This is a genomic window from Citrobacter sp. Ce104, assembly GCF_030334595.1.
Classification (GTDB): domain Bacteria; phylum Pseudomonadota; class Gammaproteobacteria; order Enterobacterales; family Enterobacteriaceae; genus Citrobacter; species Citrobacter europaeus.
On the sequence record NZ_JAOWDP010000069.1, the window covers coordinates 73439 to 92734 of the forward strand.

A 19296-nucleotide genomic window follows, 5' to 3' on the forward strand; every position below is an offset into this window, starting at 1 on the left:
TATTTATTACAGATTATTCCTGGTGAATTGCTTTCTTAATAATCAGGGTTCAGGTATAGTTCTTCATAATCCCTTCAAAATCATCCTGTTGTAATTTTTCATTGCAACTCTGCGCAATTAATTCTTTTTTTCTCCATAATTGATGAAAGTTTGTTTTTTACACTTTCACTGTTTTACCGTTGCTCTGATTAATTGACGCTTAAGCCGGTAAAGTTAATCTCGTCAACACGACATCACATTGCATAAGAGTCGCATGAGTGTCGTAAAAATAACTGAAAGAAAGGATAGAAATTATGCGTAAACTGACTGCTCTGTTTGTTGCCTCTACCCTGGCGCTGGGCGCTGCTAACCTGGCACACGCCGCTGACACGACAACAGCTGCGCCAGCGGATGTCAAACCGATGATGCACCACAACGGCAAATTCGCCCCGCATCATGACATGATGTTCAAAGACCTGAACCTGACCGACGCACAGAAACAGCAGATTCGCGAAATCATGAAAGGTCAGCGCGATCAGATGAAACGTCCACCGCTGGAAGAGCGCCGCGCAATGCACGACATCATTGCCAGCGATAGCTTCGATAAAGCAAAAGCAGAAGCGCAAATTGCGAAGATGGAAGAACAGCGCAAAGCCAATATGCTGGCGCATATGGAAACCCAGAACAAGATTTACAACATCCTGACGCCGGAACAGAAAAAGCAGTTTAATGCCAATTTTGAGAAGCGTCTGACAGAACGTGCAGCGCAGAAAGGTAAAATGCCGCAAGCTGCTGAGTAATCGTTCAGCGTCTACACTAAATCATTCACGCTGTGTGTGCTGATTGCCGCGCAGTGTGAAACCAAACTCAAGACCGCCGCTCTTGTCCACAACACGTTTAACGAGGTGGGCAGGATCGGCGGTTTTTTCTTTACCGCCTCTTGCACCGCGCTTGTGACGCGTTATTCTCCTGAAGCCCGCGAAAATTCCACCTGGAAGGCGCTAATTTTTTTGCAAAACACCGGGTTCATCGCTAAGGCAAATCAACTCTGCTGCCGATAACAATAATCTGCAGGGTGAACAAAACAATGATGATTTATGGCGGCCTGTTATGGCGGGCTGCCGTGCTGCGCCTTTCTGGAGGGATGATGGAATACTTTGATATCCGCAAAATGCCGGTCAATCTGTGGCGAAATGGTGCGGGAGAAACGCGTGAAATTTGCTGTTTTCCGCCAGCAACACGAGATTTTCACTGGCGGGCGAGTATCGCCTCCATCGCAGCAAACGGTGAGTTTTCTCTTTTTCCCGGTGTAGAACGCGTGATTACCCTGCTGGAAGGCGGAGAAGTGACTCTGGAAGAGTCGAACACCTTCACTCATACCCTGAAACAGCATCAGCCTTTTACCTTTGCCGGTGACAAGGTGGTAAAAGCGAAGCTGACGGAAGGGCAGATGTCGATGGATTTTAATATCATGACCCGACGGGATGTCTGCCAGGCGAAAGTCAGGGTGGCCGATCGCACCTTTACGACCTTTGGTTCGCGCGGCGGTGTGGTGTTCGTTATCAGCGGCGCCTGGCAACTGGGCGATAAGCTGTTGACGGCCGATCAGGGTGCAAGCTGGCACGACGGTAAACACACATTACGACTGCTGGAGCGTGAGGGGAAACTGCTGTTTAGTGAGATTAACTGGATGCCGGGGCATTCTCCGGACGCAGTTCAATAATGTCAAATTGACCAGACAGAACAGGCCGGCAGAGAATTTTATAGCCATCATGGTCAAAGCCGGCCGGCATACGCGCCAGTGTTGCCGCTTCATCCAGCGTAGAAACGGCCCCCAGCCACAGCCAGTTATTGATGATATGGTACTGCGTCATTTCAGCGCGGGTTTCCTGCAGCGCAATGGCATTGCTCCATGGCCAGCAGATCACGCGCACTCTTTCCAGTGCTTCTACCAGACGCAAATGATGCGCTTCAGGACTTTCCTTCCCACAGCAGGCTCCGGCACAGCGTTTAAGCGCGGAGCGAAAACAGGCGCGCCCGCGACTCAGGGGTTCCAGACCCAACAGGCCGTAGCACAGCTTTTGTTCATCGGCGAGACTTTGCAGCGTCTGTAGCGCCGCGCGGCGATTAGCAAACAGACCAAACAGATTGGGGGCGTGGGAGAAATCAATATCTCGTGCGTAGACAACCTGAACAGTCCGCTCGGTAAGCTGCAAGGCACAAAGTTGACGATTGCGTCGCAGTCGTTTGTTAAACAACGGCTGCTGTTCTTTGATAAGCCGTGCTTCCAGCAGCAGGGCGCCAATTTCTCCGGCCGTACAAATCCAGCTAATGCGTTTGGCCTGACGTAGCATGGCCGCTTCGTCTGCGGTACGTAAATGCGCCAGCACGCGGCTGCGAATATTGACGCTTTTACCAATATAAAGCGGCATGGTGTCGCTATCACTGTGAAACAGATAGACGCCGGGCGCGGTGGGAAGCTCACTCAAAAATGGGCGCAGGTGTTCGGGATATTCATAGATTGCCGCTGCCTCAAATGACAGGCGAGGGGCTGATTGACGCTGTACCACTGTTGACTCCGGATGCTGGTTATTCATCCAGTGTAGCAGCTTGAAGGCGATTAAAAAAGCGGCATGAGGTCAGCAGGCTAATGCCGGATTTCGTCAATACTGGCGCTATCCGGCATTATGAAGAGAAAAGGGTTACGCTTTTTTCCAGAAATCATCAAACACGGTGATCGGTGGACGGCGTTTGTGCTCAGTTTTTACGTACCAGCCTTCAATCTTTTTCGCGACGTCGGCAGCCAGTGCTTTTCCTTCCAGATAATCGTCGATGTTGTCGTAGGTGACGCCCAAAGCGGCTTCATCTGGCAGAGAAGGACGATCGTCTTCAAGATCGGCGGTTGGCGCTTTCTTATATAAATGCTCCGGGCAGCCCAGCGCCGCAAGCAACTGTTTACCCTGGCGTTTGTTCAGACGGAATAGAGGGTTAATGTCGGTGCCGCCATCGCCGTATTTAGTGAAAAATCCGGTGATGGCTTCCGCTGCATGATCGGTACCCACGACAACGCCGCTGGTCATGCCGGCGATGCTGTATTGTGCCTTCATGCGCTCACGGGCTTTTTCATTGCCACGCACAAAATCGCTCAGCTCAATACCCGCCTCACGCAGGGCCTGCTCGCTGGCCAGCACCGCGCCCTTGATATTAACAGTGAGCACGCGGTCCGGTTGAATGAAGGCGATGGCGTCCTGACAGTCCTGTTCATCGGCCTGAACGCCATACGGTAGGCGCACGGCAATAAACTGCAACGCGTCATTCCCCGTTTCGTTGCGAAGCTCGGATATCGCCATTTGACACAGTTTTCCAGCGAGCGTCGAGTCTTGTCCGCCGCTAATTCCCAACACCAGCGATTTCAGAAAGGGGTAGGCCTGCAGATAGGATTTCAGGAAATCCACGCTGCGGCGAATTTCTTCTTCTGCATTGATGTGCGGTTTTGCGCCAAGCGCCTGAATTATCTCTTGCTGCAGAGTCATTTAACCCCCTCCTAAAATAAAAATGATCAAAAAAATGATGTGTTAAAGCTAACGCGTTGAGGCCCAAACGACAAGGGATCCGAGCCTGATATCGCAGGATTTTGTTTTAATATACCCGTCATACTTCAAGTTGCATGTGCGTTGGCTGCGCTCGTTCTCCCCGGTCACTTACTTCAGTAAGCTCCTGGGGATTCACTCCCTTGCCACCTTCCTGCAACTCGAATTATTTAGGGTATAGAATTTTCCGAAACTACCTAAGTATCATCTGATTGCTTGAAAAATGCGTTGTTGTGCTCCAGGCTTATATAACACGCTGAAATAAAAGAGGACGGAATATGAACAAGAATCTAACAGGAATTCTGAGCGCAGCGGCTGTTTTGACTATGCTGGCAGGGTGTACGGCCTACGACCGTACCAAAGACCAATTTGTTCAGCCCGTGGTGAAAGATGTGAAGAAAGGGATGAGCCGGGCGCAGGTGGCGCAGATCGCCGGTAAACCTTCTTCTGAAGTCAGTATGATCCATGCACGTGGGACATGCCAGACCTACATCCTGGGTCAACGAGATGGTAAAGCTGAAACCTATTTTGTTGCTCTGGACGACACCGGACACGTGATTAACTCCGGTTATCAGACCTGTGCAGAGTACGACACCGACCCGCAGGCGGCGAAGAAGTAACAACTGTTTATTGCCTGAGCACACAGAAGAACCGGCCATCGCGCCGGTTTTTTTGTGCCACACGATCTTATTTATTGCCGCGAATTATTTGCCCGAAATGTGAGGGTGGTCATAACGACAGGTCAAGGAGAGACAATTTAGTTGGTCAAGGAAATACCATCCATCGGTGCAATCCCGTATACTCGTTTCAGCCACCTAAAAAAGTAATTTAGCTGACGCAAGTTACCCAGAGCATGGATGCAGGTTATGGCTTGCGGAGTGTCTGGTTGACAGATAATCGCATATGAGGATCGTTTTAATGGAAAAGAAACACATTTATCTGTTTTGTTCTGCGGGCATGTCGACTTCATTGTTGGTTTCGAAGATGCGTGCTCAGGCCGAAAAATACGAAGTACCGGTTATTATTGAAGCGTTTCCTGAGACGCTGGCCGGAGAAAAAGGTCCTGCGGCCGATGTCGTATTATTAGGTCCACAAATTGCTTATATGTTGCCCGAAATTCAGCGCTTGTTACCCAACAAGCCTGTGGAAGTGATTGACTCGCTGCTGTATGGCAAAGTCGATGGTTTAGGCGTGCTTAAGGCTGCAGTTGCAGCAATTAAAAAAGCCGCAGCAAATTAATTATTTTATTTTAATTTTTCCCGTCAAAGAGTTATTTCATTAACATTCACCGTAATTATCAATTGCGGTATTTAAGGGTATTTTTCTATGAGTAACGCTATTGCTTCACTTGAAAAGGTACTCCTTCCTTTTGCTGTAAAAATTGGAAAGCAGCCACACGTTAATGCAATCAAAAACGGCTTTATTCGTTTAATGCCGTTAACCCTCGCAGGGGCCATGTTTGTATTAATCAATAACGTTTTCCTGAGCTTTGGGGAGGGGTCGTTTTTTTATTCAATGGGTATTCGACTTGATGCCTCAACTATTGAAACGCTGAATAGTTTGAAAGGCATTGGTGGAAACGTCTATAACGGTACGCTGGGTATCATGTCCTTGATGGCGCCGTTCTTTATTGGCATGGCGCTGGCAGAAGAACGCAAAGTCGACTCACTGGCAGCCGGGCTGTTATCCGTCGCCGCGTTTATGACCGTAACGCCATATAGCGTGGGTGAAGCCTATGCCGTTGGCGCAAACTGGCTCGGCGGTGCCAATATTATTTCCGGTATTATTATCGGCCTCGTGGTCGCGGAAATGTTTACCTTTGTGGTCCGTCGCAATTGGGTTATTAAATTACCTGATAGCGTACCGACATCCGTATCGCGTTCTTTCTCTGCACTGATTCCTGGCTTCCTTATCCTCTCCATTATGGGGATCATCGCCTGGGCGTTGAACACCTGGGGTACGAACTTCCACCAGATCATCATGGATTCCATTTCAACTCCGCTGGCGTCATTGGGCAGCGTGGTGGGCTGGGCCTACGTGATTTTTGTTCCACTGCTGTGGTTCTTCGGAATTCACGGTTCTCTGGCGCTGACCGCGCTGGACAGCGGAATCATGACGCCATGGGCGCTGGAAAACATCTCCATCTACCAACAGTTTGGTTCCGTAGACGCCGCGCTGGAAGCCGGTAAGACGTTCCACGTCTGGGCGAAACCGATGCTCGACTCCTACATCTTCCTTGGAGGGAGCGGGGCAACGCTGGGTCTGATTATCGCTATCTTCCTGGCATCGCGTCGTCCTGACTATCGTCAGGTTGCTAAACTGGCGCTGCCATCAGGTCTGTTCCAGATTAACGAACCTATCCTGTTCGGTCTGCCGATCATCATGAACCCGGTGATGTTTATCCCATTCATTCTGGTTCAGCCGATTCTGGCGGCGATTACGCTGGCAGCTTATTACTCAGGCATTATTCCACCGATTACCAACATTGCACCGTGGACTATGCCAACCGGTTTGGGCGCGTTCTTTAACACCAACGGTAGCGTCGCTGCTCTGCTGGTCGCGCTGTTCAACCTCGGTATTGCAACGCTGGTTTACCTGCCATTCGTGGTGGTAGCCAATAAAGCGCAGAACGTTATTGATCAAGAAGAAAGCGAAGAAGATATCGCTAACGCATTGAAATTCTAAATTTAATCCGGCATGGCTTCACGGTCATGCCGGACTGAACCAGAGGAAAAAAGTATGTTGGATATCGAAAACATCGTCGACACCCAGTCAGAAGCAGAAGAACTTGAAGAAGTGGTGATGGGCCTCATCATCAATTCTGGTCAGGCACGTAGCCTGGCGTACGGCGCGCTCAAAATGGCCAAGCAAGGTGATTTCGAGTCGGCTAAGGCCATGATGGACCAGTCTCGCCTGGCGCTGAACGAAGCGCACCTCGTGCAAACGAAACTGATTGAAGGCGATCAGGGCGAAGGTAAAATGAAAGTTAGCCTGGTGCTGGTCCACGCGCAGGACCACCTGATGACATCAATGCTGGCGCGTGAGCTGGTGACTGAACTGATTGAGCTTCACGAAAAGCTGAAATAGCGAGGAGTGCATAATGCAGCTACAGATTAACGCACCGGAAATCAAGACCGTCTATGAGCAGCAGCTATTTAATGGCAAAAATTTCCATGTGTTCATCTATAACAAAACTGAGAGCATCAGCGGGCTGCATCAGCATGACTACTATGAATTCACCCTGGTGTTAACCGGGCGCTATTATCAGGAAATCAACGGCAAACGCGTACTGCTCGAACGTGGAGACTTTGTCTTTATCCCGTTGGGATCGCACCACCAAAGTTTTTATGATTTTGGTGCAACAAGGATCCTTAACGTCGGCATCAGTAAACGTTTTTTTGAACAGCACTATCACCCGCTGCTGCCATTTTGTTTTGTTGCATCGCAGGTCTATCACGCGAATAACGCGTTTCTTACCTATATTGAAACGGTTATTGCATCACTGAACTTTCGTGAGAGCGGACTCGATGAATTTGTAGAAGTGGTCACCTTCTATATTATTAATCGGTTACGCCATCATCGCGAAGAGCAGGTGTTGGATGATATTCCGCAGTGGCTCAAAATAACCGTCGAGACCATGCACGACAAACGGCAGTTTAGCGAGAATGCGCTGGAAAATATGGTACACCTGTCCGCGAAATCCCAGGAGTATCTGACCCGCGCGACCCAGCGTTATTACAGCAAAACGCCGATGCAGATCATCAATGAAATCCGCATTAACTTTGCTAAAAAACAGCTGGAAATGACTAACTACTCTGTAACGGATATTGCTTATGAGTCTGGCTACAGTAGTCCAAGCCTGTTTATTAAAACGTTTAAAAAGCTGACGTCATTTACACCTAATAGCTATCGTAAGAAATTAACTGAATTTAATCAGTAGATATTATTTGCCAATAACCCATTTTTTATAGCTTGCCCAAAATAGCGTCGGGACAGCCACGCTATACCTGACAAACGGGTTGAGCATAATACACGTCAGTGTTTTGACACTGAAGGGAGAAATTATGAGCCAGAAATTAAAAGTCGTCACTATCGGTGGCGGGAGCAGCTACACCCCTGAATTACTTGAAGGCTTTATTAAGCGCTATCATGAATTACCGGTTTCTGAGTTGTGGCTGGTTGATGTCGACGGTGGAAAAGAGAAACTGGACATTATTTTTGACCTTTGCCAGCGAATGATCGACAAAGCGGGTGTGCCGATGAAGTTGTTTAAAACACTGGACCGCCGTGAAGCGCTGAAAGATGCTGATTTCGTTACTACCCAGCTGCGCGTAGGGCAACTAAAAGCCCGTGAAAAGGATGAGCGCATTCCACTGAGTCACGGTTATCTGGGGCAGGAAACTAACGGCGCTGGTGGGTTGTTCAAAGGTTTGCGTACCATTCCGGTTATCTTTGATATTGTGAAAGATGTGGAAGAACTGTGCCCGAATGCGTGGGTGATTAACTTTACTAACCCGGCCGGGATGGTGACTGAAGCGGTCTATCGTCATACGAATTTCAAGAAATTCATCGGCGTGTGTAATATTCCTGTCGGCATGAAAATGTTCATTAGCGATGTGCTGGCGCTTAACGAGAGCGACGACTTATCCATCGATCTGTTTGGTCTCAACCATATGGTCTTTATTAAAGACGTACTGGTGAACGGCGTGTCACGTTTTGATGAGCTGCTGGATGGCGTCGCATCGGGCGAATTGAAAGCGTCTACCGTGAAGAACATCTTTGACCTGCCGTTTAGTGAAGGACTGATTCGTTCGCTGAAACTGCTGCCGTGCTCTTATTTGCTCTACTACTTCAAGCCAAAAGAGATGCTGGCGATTGAAATGGGTGAATACTATAAGGGCGGCGCGCGCGCTCAGGTGGTACAGAAAGTGGAGAAACAACTGTTTGATCTCTACAAAAACCCGGATCTGAACGTGAAGCCGAAAGAACTGGAGCAGCGCGGTGGAGCCTATTACTCCGATGCGGCCTGCGAAGTGATCAACGCCATCTACAACGACAAACAGACCGAGCACTATGTCAACGTTCCGCACCATGGGCATGTTGATAATATCCCTGCGGACTGGGCGGTAGAGATGACCTGCACGCTGGGACGTAACGGGGCTACACCGCATCCACGGATTACCCATTTTGATGAGAAAGTGCTCGGCCTTATCTATACCATTAAAGGCTTCGAGGTCGCGGCGAGCAATGCGGCGTTGAGCGGCGAGCTGAATGATGTGCTGCTGGCATTGAACCTGAGTCCGCTGGTGCACTCCGACAGCGATGCCGAGATCCTGGCGCGTGAGCTGATTCTGGCGCATGAAAAATGGCTGCCAAACTTTGCCGGGTGTATTGAAAAACTCAAAAGCGAACAACACTAACTGAGGTCGGCTATGGAACGCGTACTGATTGTAAATGCGGATGATTTTGGCCTGAGCAAAGGACAAAACTACGGCATTGTTGAAGCCTGCCGCAATGGCGTTGTCACCTCGACGACGGCACTGGTTAACGGCGCGGCAATTGACCATGCGGTACAGCTGAGTCGCGACATATCGGAACTTGCCGTCGGCATGCATTTTGTTCTGACACTGGGCAGGCCGTTGACGGCAATGCCTGGTCTTACTCGTGACGGATTACTGGGGAAATGGATCTGGCAGATGGCTGAAGAAGACATCTTACCGCTGGATGAAATTTCTCAGGAGCTGGCCGCGCAGTATCAGCGTTTTATTGACCTGTTTGGGCGGGAGCCGACGCATCTGGATAGCCATCACCACGTGCATATGTTCCCGCAGATTTTCCCTATAGTGGCCGGGTTTGCTGCCCAAAAAGGGATTGCGTTACGGATCGATCGTCAGGCGGTATTCCAGGCGTCTGACTTTCCACAGACGTTACGGACTTCCCAGGGATTCAGCAGCGAGTTTTACGGCGAGGCGATTTCTGAAGCCCTGTTTTTGCAAACGCTTGACGCGTCAGCAGACCGGGGAGAGTCCTCGCTGGAAGTGATGTGTCACCCGGCCTTTATCGATGACATTATTCGTCAAAGTGCCTACTGTTACCCCCGCTTAACTGAGCTCGACGTGCTGACGTCTTCGTCACTGAAATATGCTATTGCGGAGCGCGGTTATCGTCTTGGCAGTTTTCTGAACGTGTAATTCCTGAGTTTGCGGCGCTTAATGCGCCGCATTTTTTAGGCAGGAATCGTGTCTATTTTTCCGGCGCGTGACCAGACGCGGTGCGCGGTCATCAGCGTCAGCAGGGTATCCATAAACTGTGCGTTTGCACTGTCCGCTTCAACCACGCCTTCCTCTCCTTCATTTTTGATATTCAACGTTGCTTTAAACTGACGAGCATCGCCAGCCAGGGCGATAGGTTTTAAGTGTTTATACGCTTCGAGTAAGTAATATCGGGCATCACCGTTCGTAACGATATCCGCGAGATTGCCACACGGAACGATAACCGCATCGACCGTCAGGGATGGCGAACCCGCAAAAGTACCGGCGATCGTCAGGGCAGAACCATCATCGGCAACCACATTACCCATTCGGGAATAGAGCAATTTGGCATGTACGCCTTTAGCCTGTAGGGCTTGCATGATGGCGAGCAGGTCGCTCGATTTCACCTGGTCATTCAGTAGGATGGCGACCACACGGCCCTTAATCTCTCCCTGCGAACCCGCATATAAACTGAGTGATGGTGCATTTTTCAAACCGTTGACGTTGGGCGGCGGCGCAATGTTGGTCTGTTCCTTGGTTAGCTCAAAACCGAGATTATCGGCAACCGCTTTGGCGAGGGACGTATCAATATGAGCTAACTGTTCGACCACTCTTTCACGAATATAGGGGCGCGTAACTTTACTGAGTTCAAAACTGAATCCACCGATAATATGCTGCTGTTCAATTGGCGTCTGACTTAGCCAGAACAGGCGAGGCTGCGCATAGTATTCGCCAAAAGAGGGGCTGCGTTCGCGGATTTTGTTTCCTTCAATACGTTCCTGATACGACTCGAATCCACCGCGTTTTGGTCCCGGCGGCGTTTCGCGCGGCCAGTTATCATTGATAGAGTTCGGTTCATAGTTGGCAGGATTGGTATCGATGTCCATACGATGCATGCCGTCACGCTGGAAATTATGGTACGGACAGGTTGGGCGATTGATCGGGATTTCATGGAAGTTTGGCCCGCCAAGGCGACTGATTTGGGTATCGGTATAGGAGAACAAGCGGCCCTGTAGCAGGGGATCGTTGGTAAAGTCGATGCCGGGGACGATGTGTCCGGGATGAAACGCGACTTGCTCATTTTCAGCAAAGAAATTATCCGGATTGCGGTTCAGCACCATTTTACCGACGCGTTGCACCGGAACCAGCTCTTCCGGGATCAGCTTGGTCGGATCGAGCAGGTCAAAATCGAACTTAAATTCGTCTTCTTCGGGAATCAACTGTAGCCCCAGTTCATATTCCGGATAATCGCCCGCTTCGATAGCTTCCCACAGATCGCGACGATGAAAATCGGGATCCCGACCGGTAAGTTTTTGCGCTTCATCCCATACCAGCGACGCTTTGCCTGCCAGCGGTTTCCAGTGGAATCGGACAAAGGTGGCTTTCCCTTGCGCATTGATTAACCGGAATGTGTGGATGCCAAAGCCTTCCATCATGCGATAGCTGCGTGGGATACCCCGGTCGGACATTGCCCACATGACGTTGTGCAACGTTTCCGGCTGTAATGAGACATAATCCCAAAAGGTATCATGCGCGCTTTGGCCCTGTGGGATTGCCCAATGCGGCTCCGGTTTAACCGCATGGACGAAATCCGGGAATTTATGGGCATCCTGAATAAAGAAGACAGGCGTGTTGTTTCCCACCAGATCGAAAATGCCCTCTTCAGTGTAAAACTTGGTCGCAAACCCCCGAATATCTCTGACTGTATCCGCGGAGCCTGCGCCGCCCTGAACCGTAGAAAAACGCACAAAAACCGGTGTGATTTTATTTTCATCACTCAGAAAGTCCGCTTTCGTCGTTGCGCTGAGGCTGGCATAGGGCTGAAAGTAACCGTGAGCGGCAGAACCTCGGGCATGTACGATCCGCTCAGGGATGCGTTCGTGATCAAAGTGGGTGATTTTTTCCCGCAGGATGAAGTCTTCCAGCAGGGTGGGCCCACGGTTTCCGGCGCGCAGAGAGTTTTGATCGTCCGCAATGCGCACGCCCTGATTGGTGGTCAGGGCAAAATCCTCGCTTCCTTTGCGAAAACTCTCCAGCGCGTTGAGTTTGTCACTTGTGACGTCAGGCGCTTTTAAGCTGCCGGACGTAGTGGGCTGCATGCCTGGAGGCGTGGGTTCAGGCGCTGGCCGATGTGAACCGTCTGTTGGCGCCAGTGAGTCAAGTCCTGGCTGGGATTCGCTGGCATCATGAACCGGCGCTGAGTGATGGAGTGGGTGCTTATCATTCTGTGACATTAAACTCTTCTCCTGCTTTCATCGCTTAAAGGGTCGTTGTTGCCGTCAAAAGCTTTAACTATAGACCACTCACTCAGTGGCGCAGGAACAGACCGATGGTGTAAAGCGCGATGAACCAGGCAAACAGCGCACGCAAGGCAGGACGTCAGGAGGCAAAATCGGCTAAGATAGCAGTTTTCTGATTTTTAGAATTTGTCTTTAGTGAAGCAACTGATTATGAAACCTCTTCGCCAACAAAATCGTCCGGTTATCAGCTATGTTCCTCGCGTGGAGCCAGCCCCACCAGAGCATGCGGTTAAAATGGATGCGTTTCGTGACGTATGGATACTGCGCGGAAAATATGTCGCTTTTGTCTTAATGGGGGAGGCGTTTCAACGTTCGCCTGCATTTACGGTCCCGGAATCAGCGCAACGCTGGGCTAATCAGGTTCGTCAGGAAAATGAACTGAGCGATTAATGGATATAAAAAAACCGCCGGAGCATGACACTCCGGCGGTTTTTTGTTTTTCAACTAACCGGCTTAGCGATGCGCCAGTTCGGCGTTATCGTCGCTGTCCAGAATCGTTTTATCGGTCTGCTTCAGCCATTGACTGGTCAGCGTACCGGCAGTCATAGACCCGCTTACGTTCAGCGCGGTACGACCCATATCGATCAGCGGTTCAACGGAGATCAGCAGCGCAACCAGCGTGACCGGCAGACCCATAGCAGGCAGGACGATCAGCGCGGCAAACGTTGCTCCGCCACCGACACCCGCAACGCCTGCGGAACTCACGGTCACGATACCGACCAGCGTGGCAATCCACATTGGGTCCAGCGGGTTGATTCCGACGGTCGGCGCGACCATTACTGCCAGCATTGCCGGGTACAGGCCCGCACAACCGTTCTGGCCAATCGTGGCGCCAAAAGAGGCGGCGAAAGAGGCGATAGATTCAGGCACGCCCAGACGACGGGTTTGCGCTTCAACGTTCAACGGAATTGAGGCTGCGCTGGAACGGCTGGTGAAGGCGAAAGTCAGTACCGGCCACACCTTACGGAAGTATTTCAGCGGGCTAACGCCGTTAATACCCAGCAGGATCCCGTGAACCACGAACATGATGCCCAGACCGAGATAAGAGGCCACGACAAAGCTACCCAGCTTGATGATGTCCTGCAGGTTGGAGCCTGCAACCACTTTGGTCATCAGCGCCAGAACGCCGTACGGAGTCAATTGCATCACCAGACGAACCAGCTTCATCACCCAGCTTTGCAGGGTATCGATAGCGACCAGAACGCGCTCGCCTTTTGGTGCATCATCTTTCAGCAGCTTCAGCGCGGCAACACCCAGGAATGCAGCGAAGATAACCACGCTGATAATCGACGTCGGGTTAGCACCAGTCAGGTCGGCAAACGGGTTTTTCGGGATAAAGGATAACACCAGTTGCGGAACGCTGAGGTCAGCCACTTTGCCAACGTAGTTGGTTTCAATCGCATTCAGGCGTGCAGTTTCGGCGCCACCTTGAACCAGACCTTCGGCGGTCAGGCCGAACAGGTTGGTCACCAGAACCCCTACCAGCGCGGCAATCAGCGTGGTAAACAGCAGGGTGCCGATGGTCAGGAAGCTGATTTTACCTAACTGAGAGGCGTTGTGCAGACGTGCGACGGCGCTGAGAATAGACGCAAACACCAGCGGCATGACAATCATCTGCAGCAGTTGGACATAACCGTTGCCGACAATGTTGAACCACTGTACGGAATCTTTAAGAACCTGGCTGTCGGAGCCATAAATGGTGTGCAGGGCAAGGCCAAACACGACACCCATGACCAGACCGACCAGTACTTTTTTTGCCAGACTCCACTGTTTGTGACGGGCTTGCGCCAGCAGCAACAGCAGCACTACGAACACGATAATGTTCGCGATTAATGGAAAGTTCATCCCCGTTCTCCTGATCTTATTATGCGTATCACCGTTTAAAGGTGATTCTGTTGGCGCAAGATTAGCAGAACTGTGACTTGCCTCTTATATTCAAATGGAATTGTTTATGCCAAAAATGACTTTTTGGCTGATTAATTAGTCAACCTGGTGCGTTATAAAACGATTAAACTGCATTTGCAGCGTATTTATCATCTGTGATGACCAGCGCACCGCACTGTTCTCTTGTACGGTCTGCGGCATCCAGATTGCCCACGCGAACAGCGCCATGCACAGAAACCGCTCCAGTTGATTACCTTTCTGCGGCACGAGGATCGGCAGACGAAAACGCCAGCGGCATGGCCAAAGCAGAGGAACGCCCGCCGGGGTTAGCATATCGGCCAGTATATGGCTGAGATAACCAAGAACCATACCTTGTAAGGCATCTGCCGGTATTATCCACGTGTCCGGGACTTTCAGGTAAAACGTGGCCAGCAGGGCAAAGACTGCCAGCAGGCTATGCGTAAACCCGCGATGACCAAATGCCCGGGCAATGGGTTTTGATATCCACTTCAGACGCTGCCCCAGCAGGGATTTGGGATGATCGATATCCGGCAGCAGGCACGTTAAAATGGCTGAAGGAACAATATGCCACCAGTCACCCTGCGCAAGAACGGGCGTTAGCTCGGCATTCTTGGCAAATACCGCACAGGCAATAGAAAAAAGAAGGTGACCTTCCGCCGTCATGATAAAACCCAATAAACTGTCGATTCATACAGTATAGGGGTTTTATACAGTAGGCGGAAGAGGTGACGTTGTAACCCTTTGTCACAAGTGCGCCTTTACCGCGCCAGCCAACCGCCATCCACGGCCAGCGTATAGCCATGTATATAGTCAGAGGCAGGACTGGCGAGGAAAACGACCGGGCCTTTCAGGTCATCTGGCGTGCCCCAGCGTCCGGCGGGAATACGATCGACAATCTCCTGATTACGCTCACTGTCTTCGCGCAACTGCTGTGTGTTATTGGTCGCCATATAGCCGGGAGCGATGGCATTAACATTAATCCCCAGGGGCGCCCATTCATTAGCCAGCAGGCGGGTGATACCCAGCACGCCGCTTTTTGATGCGGTATAGGATGGTACGCGGATACCGCCCTGAAAAGAGAGCATTGAGGCAATGTTAATGATTTTTCCGCCGTTGCCCTGAGCCAGAAACTGGCGCGCCACGGCCTGTGACAGAAAGAAAACGGATTTAAGGTTGAGGTTCATCACGTCATCCCAATCCTTTTCGCTGAAGTCCAGCGCATCCTGACGGCGGATGGTTCCCGCATTGTTAACCAGAATATCGACCCGGCCAAACGCCGCCACCGCTTGTGTCACAATGTTGGTGAGCGCATCCTGTTGGCTGAGGTCGGCCTGAATGGCCATAAAGCGCCGACCAAGGCCGTTAATTATCTCTGCGGTTTCATGCGGTATTTTACGATTCACGCCGACGATATCGCAGCCCGCTTCCGCCAGCGCCGCTGCCATACCTTGCCCAAGGCCGGTATCACATCCTGTGACGATAGCGATTTTACCCTCGAGACGAAAAGCTTCCTGAATCATGTTTACCTCAACTATATATGCCATTAACGCTTGCTCTGTAGGGCAAGGATAGGAGAGGTTAAACAGAAATACAATTGAAAATGAAACGATGTTTTAAAAAATAAAAAGCAGGGAAGGCGGGCAATCCGAACATTGCCCGTCACAGGATTAGCCGCGCAGGTGAGCGGCGGTGAGTTCGGTGAGCGAGGTCAGTTTGACGTCGGCAAGAACGAAGCGAGGATCGTCCTGATTTTCATGCGCCGGCACCACGACGGAACGCATACGGGCGGCTTTCGAAGCAATCATACCGTTTACCGAGTCTTCCAGTGCTACGCAGTTTAAAGGATCGATACCCAGTAGCGCCGCGCAATCGAGATAAACCTGTGGGTGCGGTTTGCTGTAGGGCAGTTTTTCCGCAGAAGCCAGTGCGTCGAAGCTGCTGCGCAGCTCAAACATGGTCAGCACTTTTTCCAGCATATGCAGCGGCGAGGCGGATGCCAGTCCTACTTTGATTCCCTGAGATTTGCACAACGCCACGGCTTCACGCACGCCCGGCAGCAACGGCTTTGTTTCTTCTACTAACGCAATTGCCCGGGTAATGATGCGCTCGGTAACTTCCTGACGTGAGGGACCATTCCATGGTTGCTGCGCAAACCACAAATCAACCACCATGTCGATGCGTAAACCAAGGGTATCGGGAAGTTCATGGCGGCGGGAGATATCAACGCCTAAACTTGCTATCACATCCAGTTCAGCCTGATCCCAAAGCGGTTCAGAATCGACCAGTAATCCATCCATATCGAAAATTGCAGCAAGAATCTGACGCGGGGTTGACATCACAACCTCTCCTGTACGGTGATAAAAGGGATTAAGAGCCAGCCAGAACGGGCTCTGAGCGTTCATTATGGCTAATTCGGCAGTATACCGCCTTTAAAGATCAGGCGAAAACGGTAATCAACGGGTAAACTTAGGCCAAAATGACACGTCTTAATCAAGGGGAACTCATGACGTATCAACAAGCTGGACGCATTGCCATCTTGAAAAGGCTGGTGGGATGGGTGGTTTTCATTCCCGCGCTGATTTCAACGCTGGTTTCAGTACTGAAGTTTATGTATGCGCACAGCGAAAAGCAGGAAGGAATTAACGCAGTCATGCTCGATTTTGCCCATGTGATGATCGACATGATGCGGGTGAACACACCTTTTCTTAACGTGTTTTGGTATAACTCGCCGACGCCCGATTTTCAAAGTGGACTGAATCTCGTCTTTTGGCTGATTTTCATTCTGATTTTTATCGGTCTGGCGTTGCAGGACTCCGGTGCCAGAATGAGTCGTCAGGCGCGTTTTTTACGCGAGGGCGTTGAGGACCAGTTGATTCTGGAACAGGCAAAAGGCAGTGAAGGTTTATCGCGCGCGCAACTTGAGTCGCGAATCGTGGTTCCGCACCATACGATTTTTTTGCAAATTTTCCCGCTCTATATTTTGCCGGTGATTGTTATCGTGATCGGCTACTTCTTCTTTTCATTGCTGGGCTTTTTGTAAGTGCAGGTCTATCAGGCCTGCCGCGTTGTGAAACGCCAGGCCTGATAAGCAGGCTAAGCCGCCAGTAACCTGTCCAGCGCTTTCTGCGCGACCACCAGATGCTGCCCCCCGAACAAAATTGCCCGATTCAGCAGCGTATAGAGCTGGTAGACAGGCTGCCTGTCGAGAAAATCTAATGGTAGCGGCGAAACAGACTGATAGCCGTCATAGATTTGCGGCGGCTGGTCGGTATGCAACGGCAGCATGGCCAGGTCACACTCTCTGTCCCCCCAGTAGCAGGCAGGGTCAAAGATGTACGGACCGTTTGGACCGAGAGCGCAGTTCCCGGACCACAAATCACCGTGCAGAAGAGACGGCTGCGGTTGATGGGAAGAGAGACGCTGCTGAACATGCTCGACAATGGCGTCTATATTGCCAAACGCAATGCCTTTTTCAGCGGCGAGTTCCAACTGCCAGCCAATACGCTGCTCGGCAAAAAAGGTTGACCAGCGACGTTGCCAGGCGTTGGGCTGAGGCGTGGTAGAGAGCGCATTATCGAAGTCGAGCCCAAACTGCGGCTGATCGCTCCATTCATGCAAATGCGCCAGCTGTTGGCCGAGGATAAAAGCGTTGTGCGCATCAAGCGGACGGGGAGGAAGGAAATCCATCACCAGAAAGCTGTAATCTCTGTCTGCGCCTACCGCCCAGACTTTCGGTACAGATACGGTTTGACTGCGAGAAAGTAGCTCCAACTGATCGGCTTCCGCCGTAAAGCCGGTTAACAGCTCTCTTTCATCGCATTTGACGAAAAAATCGCGCCCCGCATAGCGTAAATGCCATGCGGCGTGGATCTCTCCGCCGGGCAGTTCGTTACGCAGTTCGATTTCGCCTTCACCTAGTTGCTCGCTTAAAAGACGACTGATAGCCTGCCACATGATGTCTCTCCCCATGTTGTCTGCCAGATCATAAGGTTAGCGCAAGAATGCGGTTAAAAAACACGAACTGACGCACACCACTGATGCGTCATCGCTGGAAAGGCACTTAATGTTTGTCGTTCTTCTTCACCTCGCATCGATGTGAAGACGTCTTGTTTCACATGATTCACTTCTTTGTAATCACGTGATTTTTTATCATAGACGTATAACACCCATGCCGACAGTTTTACGGGCAAATCCCCCTGAATCAACACAAGGGGGAAGGTGTCATTACTGAGTAAGATACGAATATATTTTTTGCGTATCGTCTAAGGCGCACAGACGCGTACCCTGATTCAGGGTAGCAGCGCTACCTGCTGCTACACCGTAGCGGACAATATCTTCGAAAGGTACGTTCTCAGCGAGTTTAAGCGTCATGGCACCGACCATACTGTCGCCCGCGCCTACGGTACTTTGACTTTTCACCGGTGGCGGAACCACCTGAACGCAGGTGTCGCGATCAACGCCCAGCGCCCCTTGCGGCCCAAGCGAGACCACAACGCGATGGGCTTTTCCGCTTTGAACGATTTCCTGCGCGGCTTTGCGCACATCATCGGGTTGTGTCAGTTCGCGGTTGACCAGCGCGCTCAGTTCTTTGAGGTTAGGTTTGACCAGTTCGATATTGCCGATAGCCAACGCCGCCGCCAGCGCTTCACCAGAACTATCGACAATACAGCGAATCCCTTGTTTTTGTGCTGTGGTAACGAGACGGGTCAGCTTCTCAAGCTGTACGCCAGGCGGCAAACTGCCACTAATAACCAGCAGCGCGCCAGACTCTATTTCCAGCACCTGATCCTGAAGTTGGTAGAACTCGTCATCGGTCAGCGCAGCACCTGGCATGACGAAGCGATACTGTTCGCCGCTGGACTCAACGTGCACATGGAGATTTTGTCGGGTCCAGTCTTTGGCTTCAACGGTGGATACGGGAACATTTTCGTCGGCGAGCAGAGCGACAAGATGCTCTCCGGTAGCGCCTCCCGCAGGGAAGATAGCCGTCGCGGTTCCGCCAAGATGGGCAATTGCGCGAGCGACGTTGATGCCGCCGCCGCCGGGTTCAAAAACCGGCGAGGTACAGCGAAGTTTACCTTCCGGGTAGATTTGCGGAGTAATTGTTGCGCTATCGAGAGAGGGCGCAAGTGTTAACGTATAGATACGTACCATCTTTACCTCCTGTTAGGCTGTCTTCAGTCTGGCACTTAACCCCGCGAAAGTGAAGTAATTAACAACATGATTTTTAATATCTTTATTTAAAACATTTGCGTCAAAGATATATAAATA

At 51.0% G+C, this 19296-nt stretch carries 20 protein-coding genes; 11 read left to right on the forward strand and 9 right to left on the reverse strand.

What is annotated here, in order from left to right:
• Window positions 1–293 precede the first annotated feature (293 nt).
• Window positions 294–779, forward strand: coding sequence for an ATP-independent periplasmic protein-refolding chaperone Spy (gene spy, locus OGW16_RS23115; RefSeq protein ID WP_286519029.1), 486 nt, complete (start codon window positions 294–296; stop codon window positions 777–779).
• Window positions 780–1126: 347 nt separating this feature from the next.
• A complete protein-coding gene (gene ves / locus OGW16_RS23120; protein WP_003030626.1) occupies window positions 1127–1702 on the forward strand; it encodes an environmental stress-induced protein Ves in 576 nt (191 codons plus the stop codon).
• Here ves and cho read toward each other — a convergent pair.
• Both cho and nadE read right to left on the reverse strand, forming a co-directional pair.
• Complete coding sequence (cho, locus tag OGW16_RS23125) at window positions 1662–2549, reverse strand: excinuclease Cho (RefSeq protein WP_219921269.1); 888 nt, start codon at window positions 2547–2549, stop codon at window positions 1662–1664. The genes ves and cho overlap by 41 nt on opposite strands.
• 132 nt (window positions 2550–2681) lie before the next feature.
• Window positions 2682–3512 (reverse strand): NAD(+) synthase, encoded by an 831-nt coding sequence (gene nadE, locus OGW16_RS23130; protein ID WP_075146061.1) that lies wholly within the window; start codon window positions 3510–3512, stop codon window positions 2682–2684.
• Between the two features lie 335 nt (window positions 3513–3847).
• Between nadE and osmE the strand changes: the two genes are divergently transcribed.
• The 7 genes from osmE to chbG all read left to right on the forward strand — a co-directional run bounded on the left by osmE (window position 3848) and on the right by chbG (window position 9760).
• Entirely contained in the window at window positions 3848–4189 is a 342-nt protein-coding gene (gene osmE / locus OGW16_RS23135) for an osmotically-inducible lipoprotein OsmE (protein ID WP_003030621.1), read from the forward strand.
• Between the two features lie 298 nt (window positions 4190–4487).
• Window positions 4488–4808, forward strand: coding sequence for a PTS N,N'-diacetylchitobiose transporter subunit IIB (gene chbB / locus OGW16_RS23140; protein ID WP_003030620.1), 321 nt, complete (start codon window positions 4488–4490; stop codon window positions 4806–4808).
• Window positions 4809–4895: 87 nt separating this feature from the next.
• A complete protein-coding gene (chbC, locus tag OGW16_RS23145; RefSeq protein ID WP_043016606.1) occupies window positions 4896–6254 on the forward strand; it encodes a PTS N,N'-diacetylchitobiose transporter subunit IIC in 1359 nt (452 codons plus the stop codon).
• A 54-nt stretch (window positions 6255–6308) separates the two neighbouring features.
• The gene (gene chbA, locus OGW16_RS23150) at window positions 6309–6656 is read left to right on the forward strand and encodes a PTS N,N'-diacetylchitobiose transporter subunit IIA (protein ID WP_003030618.1); all 348 of its coding nucleotides are present in this window, start codon (window positions 6309–6311) and stop codon (window positions 6654–6656) included.
• Between the two features lie 10 nt (window positions 6657–6666).
• On the forward strand, window positions 6667–7509 hold the full coding sequence (gene chbR, locus OGW16_RS23155) for a transcriptional regulator ChbR (RefSeq protein WP_087050652.1): 843 nt from the start codon (window positions 6667–6669) through the stop codon (window positions 7507–7509).
• A gap of 124 nt (window positions 7510–7633) precedes the next feature.
• A complete protein-coding gene (locus OGW16_RS23160; RefSeq protein WP_100194466.1) occupies window positions 7634–8989 on the forward strand; it encodes a 6-phospho-beta-glucosidase in 1356 nt (451 codons plus the stop codon).
• Window positions 8990–9001: 12 nt separating this feature from the next.
• Window positions 9002–9760, forward strand: a complete 759-nt coding sequence (gene chbG, locus OGW16_RS23165; protein ID WP_172863099.1) for a chitin disaccharide deacetylase — start codon at window positions 9002–9004, stop codon at window positions 9758–9760.
• Window positions 9761–9795: 35 nt separating this feature from the next.
• Here chbG and katE read toward each other — a convergent pair whose 3' ends face one another.
• Window positions 9796–12054, reverse strand: coding sequence for a catalase HPII (gene katE, locus OGW16_RS23170; protein WP_221922463.1), 2259 nt, complete (start codon window positions 12052–12054; stop codon window positions 9796–9798).
• A gap of 192 nt (window positions 12055–12246) precedes the next feature.
• On the opposite strand from katE, the gene cedA reads away from it, so the two are divergent.
• Window positions 12247–12510, forward strand: coding sequence for a cell division activator CedA (gene cedA / locus OGW16_RS23175; RefSeq protein ID WP_072025560.1), 264 nt, complete (start codon window positions 12247–12249; stop codon window positions 12508–12510).
• Between the two features lie 63 nt (window positions 12511–12573).
• Here the strand turns inward: cedA and tcyP are convergent, their stop codons facing one another.
• The 4 genes from tcyP to hxpB all read right to left on the reverse strand — a co-directional run bounded on the left by tcyP (window position 12574) and on the right by hxpB (window position 16361).
• A complete protein-coding gene (tcyP, locus tag OGW16_RS23180; RefSeq protein ID WP_043016601.1) occupies window positions 12574–13965 on the reverse strand; it encodes a cystine/sulfocysteine:cation symporter in 1392 nt (463 codons plus the stop codon).
• Window positions 13966–14100: 135 nt separating this feature from the next.
• Window positions 14101–14700: a metal-dependent hydrolase gene (locus OGW16_RS23185; RefSeq protein WP_087050648.1), complete on the reverse strand. Its 600-nt coding sequence runs from the start codon at window positions 14698–14700 to the stop codon at window positions 14101–14103.
• An 83-nt stretch (window positions 14701–14783) separates the two neighbouring features.
• Entirely contained in the window at window positions 14784–15545 is a 762-nt protein-coding gene (gene kduD, locus OGW16_RS23190; RefSeq protein ID WP_043017928.1) for a 2-dehydro-3-deoxy-D-gluconate 5-dehydrogenase KduD, read from the reverse strand.
• Between the two features lie 147 nt (window positions 15546–15692).
• Window positions 15693–16361: a hexitol phosphatase HxpB gene (hxpB, locus tag OGW16_RS23195; RefSeq protein WP_043016600.1), complete on the reverse strand. Its 669-nt coding sequence runs from the start codon at window positions 16359–16361 to the stop codon at window positions 15693–15695.
• Between the two features lie 167 nt (window positions 16362–16528).
• Here hxpB and OGW16_RS23200 point away from each other — a divergent pair, with 167 nt between their 5' ends.
• Entirely contained in the window at window positions 16529–17065 is a 537-nt protein-coding gene (locus tag OGW16_RS23200) for a YniB family protein (protein WP_043016599.1), read from the forward strand.
• A gap of 53 nt (window positions 17066–17118) precedes the next feature.
• On the opposite strand, the gene OGW16_RS23205 is transcribed toward OGW16_RS23200, so the two are convergent.
• Together OGW16_RS23205 and pfkB are read right to left on the reverse strand one after the other, a co-directional pair.
• Window positions 17119–17979 (reverse strand): fructosamine kinase family protein, encoded by an 861-nt coding sequence (locus tag OGW16_RS23205; RefSeq protein ID WP_087053186.1) that lies wholly within the window; start codon window positions 17977–17979, stop codon window positions 17119–17121.
• Between the two features lie 270 nt (window positions 17980–18249).
• Entirely contained in the window at window positions 18250–19179 is a 930-nt protein-coding gene (gene pfkB, locus OGW16_RS23210) for a 6-phosphofructokinase II (protein WP_043016597.1), read from the reverse strand.
• Window positions 19180–19296 lie beyond the last annotated feature (117 nt).

What these genes read in the sequence shown, in the direction of transcription:
- spy (WP_286519029.1), top strand. Translation starts at nt 294, where the DNA reads ATGCGTAAACTGACTGCTCTGTTTGTTGCCTCTACCCTGGCGCTGGGC.
- ves (WP_003030626.1), top strand. Translation starts at nt 1,127, where the DNA reads ATGGAATACTTTGATATCCGCAAAATGCCGGTCAATCTGTGGCGAAAT.
- nadE (WP_075146061.1), bottom strand. Translation starts at nt 3,512, where the DNA reads ATGACTCTGCAGCAAGAGATAATTCAGGCGCTTGGCGCAAAACCGCAC.
- osmE (WP_003030621.1), top strand. Translation starts at nt 3,848, where the DNA reads ATGAACAAGAATCTAACAGGAATTCTGAGCGCAGCGGCTGTTTTGACT.
- chbB (WP_003030620.1), top strand. Translation starts at nt 4,488, where the DNA reads ATGGAAAAGAAACACATTTATCTGTTTTGTTCTGCGGGCATGTCGACT.
- chbC (WP_043016606.1), top strand. Translation starts at nt 4,896, where the DNA reads ATGAGTAACGCTATTGCTTCACTTGAAAAGGTACTCCTTCCTTTTGCT.
- chbA (WP_003030618.1), top strand. Translation starts at nt 6,309, where the DNA reads ATGTTGGATATCGAAAACATCGTCGACACCCAGTCAGAAGCAGAAGAA.
- OGW16_RS23160 (WP_100194466.1), top strand. Translation starts at nt 7,634, where the DNA reads ATGAGCCAGAAATTAAAAGTCGTCACTATCGGTGGCGGGAGCAGCTAC.
- chbG (WP_172863099.1), top strand. Translation starts at nt 9,002, where the DNA reads ATGGAACGCGTACTGATTGTAAATGCGGATGATTTTGGCCTGAGCAAA.
- katE (WP_221922463.1), bottom strand. Translation starts at nt 12,054, where the DNA reads ATGTCACAGAATGATAAGCACCCACTCCATCACTCAGCGCCGGTTCAT.
- tcyP (WP_043016601.1), bottom strand. Translation starts at nt 13,965, where the DNA reads ATGAACTTTCCATTAATCGCGAACATTATCGTGTTCGTAGTGCTGCTG.
- kduD (WP_043017928.1), bottom strand. Translation starts at nt 15,545, where the DNA reads ATGATTCAGGAAGCTTTTCGTCTCGAGGGTAAAATCGCTATCGTCACA.
- hxpB (WP_043016600.1), bottom strand. Translation starts at nt 16,361, where the DNA reads ATGTCAACCCCGCGTCAGATTCTTGCTGCAATTTTCGATATGGATGGA.
- OGW16_RS23200 (WP_043016599.1), top strand. Translation starts at nt 16,529, where the DNA reads ATGACGTATCAACAAGCTGGACGCATTGCCATCTTGAAAAGGCTGGTG.
- OGW16_RS23205 (WP_087053186.1), bottom strand. Translation starts at nt 17,979, where the DNA reads ATGTGGCAGGCTATCAGTCGTCTTTTAAGCGAGCAACTAGGTGAAGGC.
- pfkB (WP_043016597.1), bottom strand. Translation starts at nt 19,179, where the DNA reads ATGGTACGTATCTATACGTTAACACTTGCGCCCTCTCTCGATAGCGCA.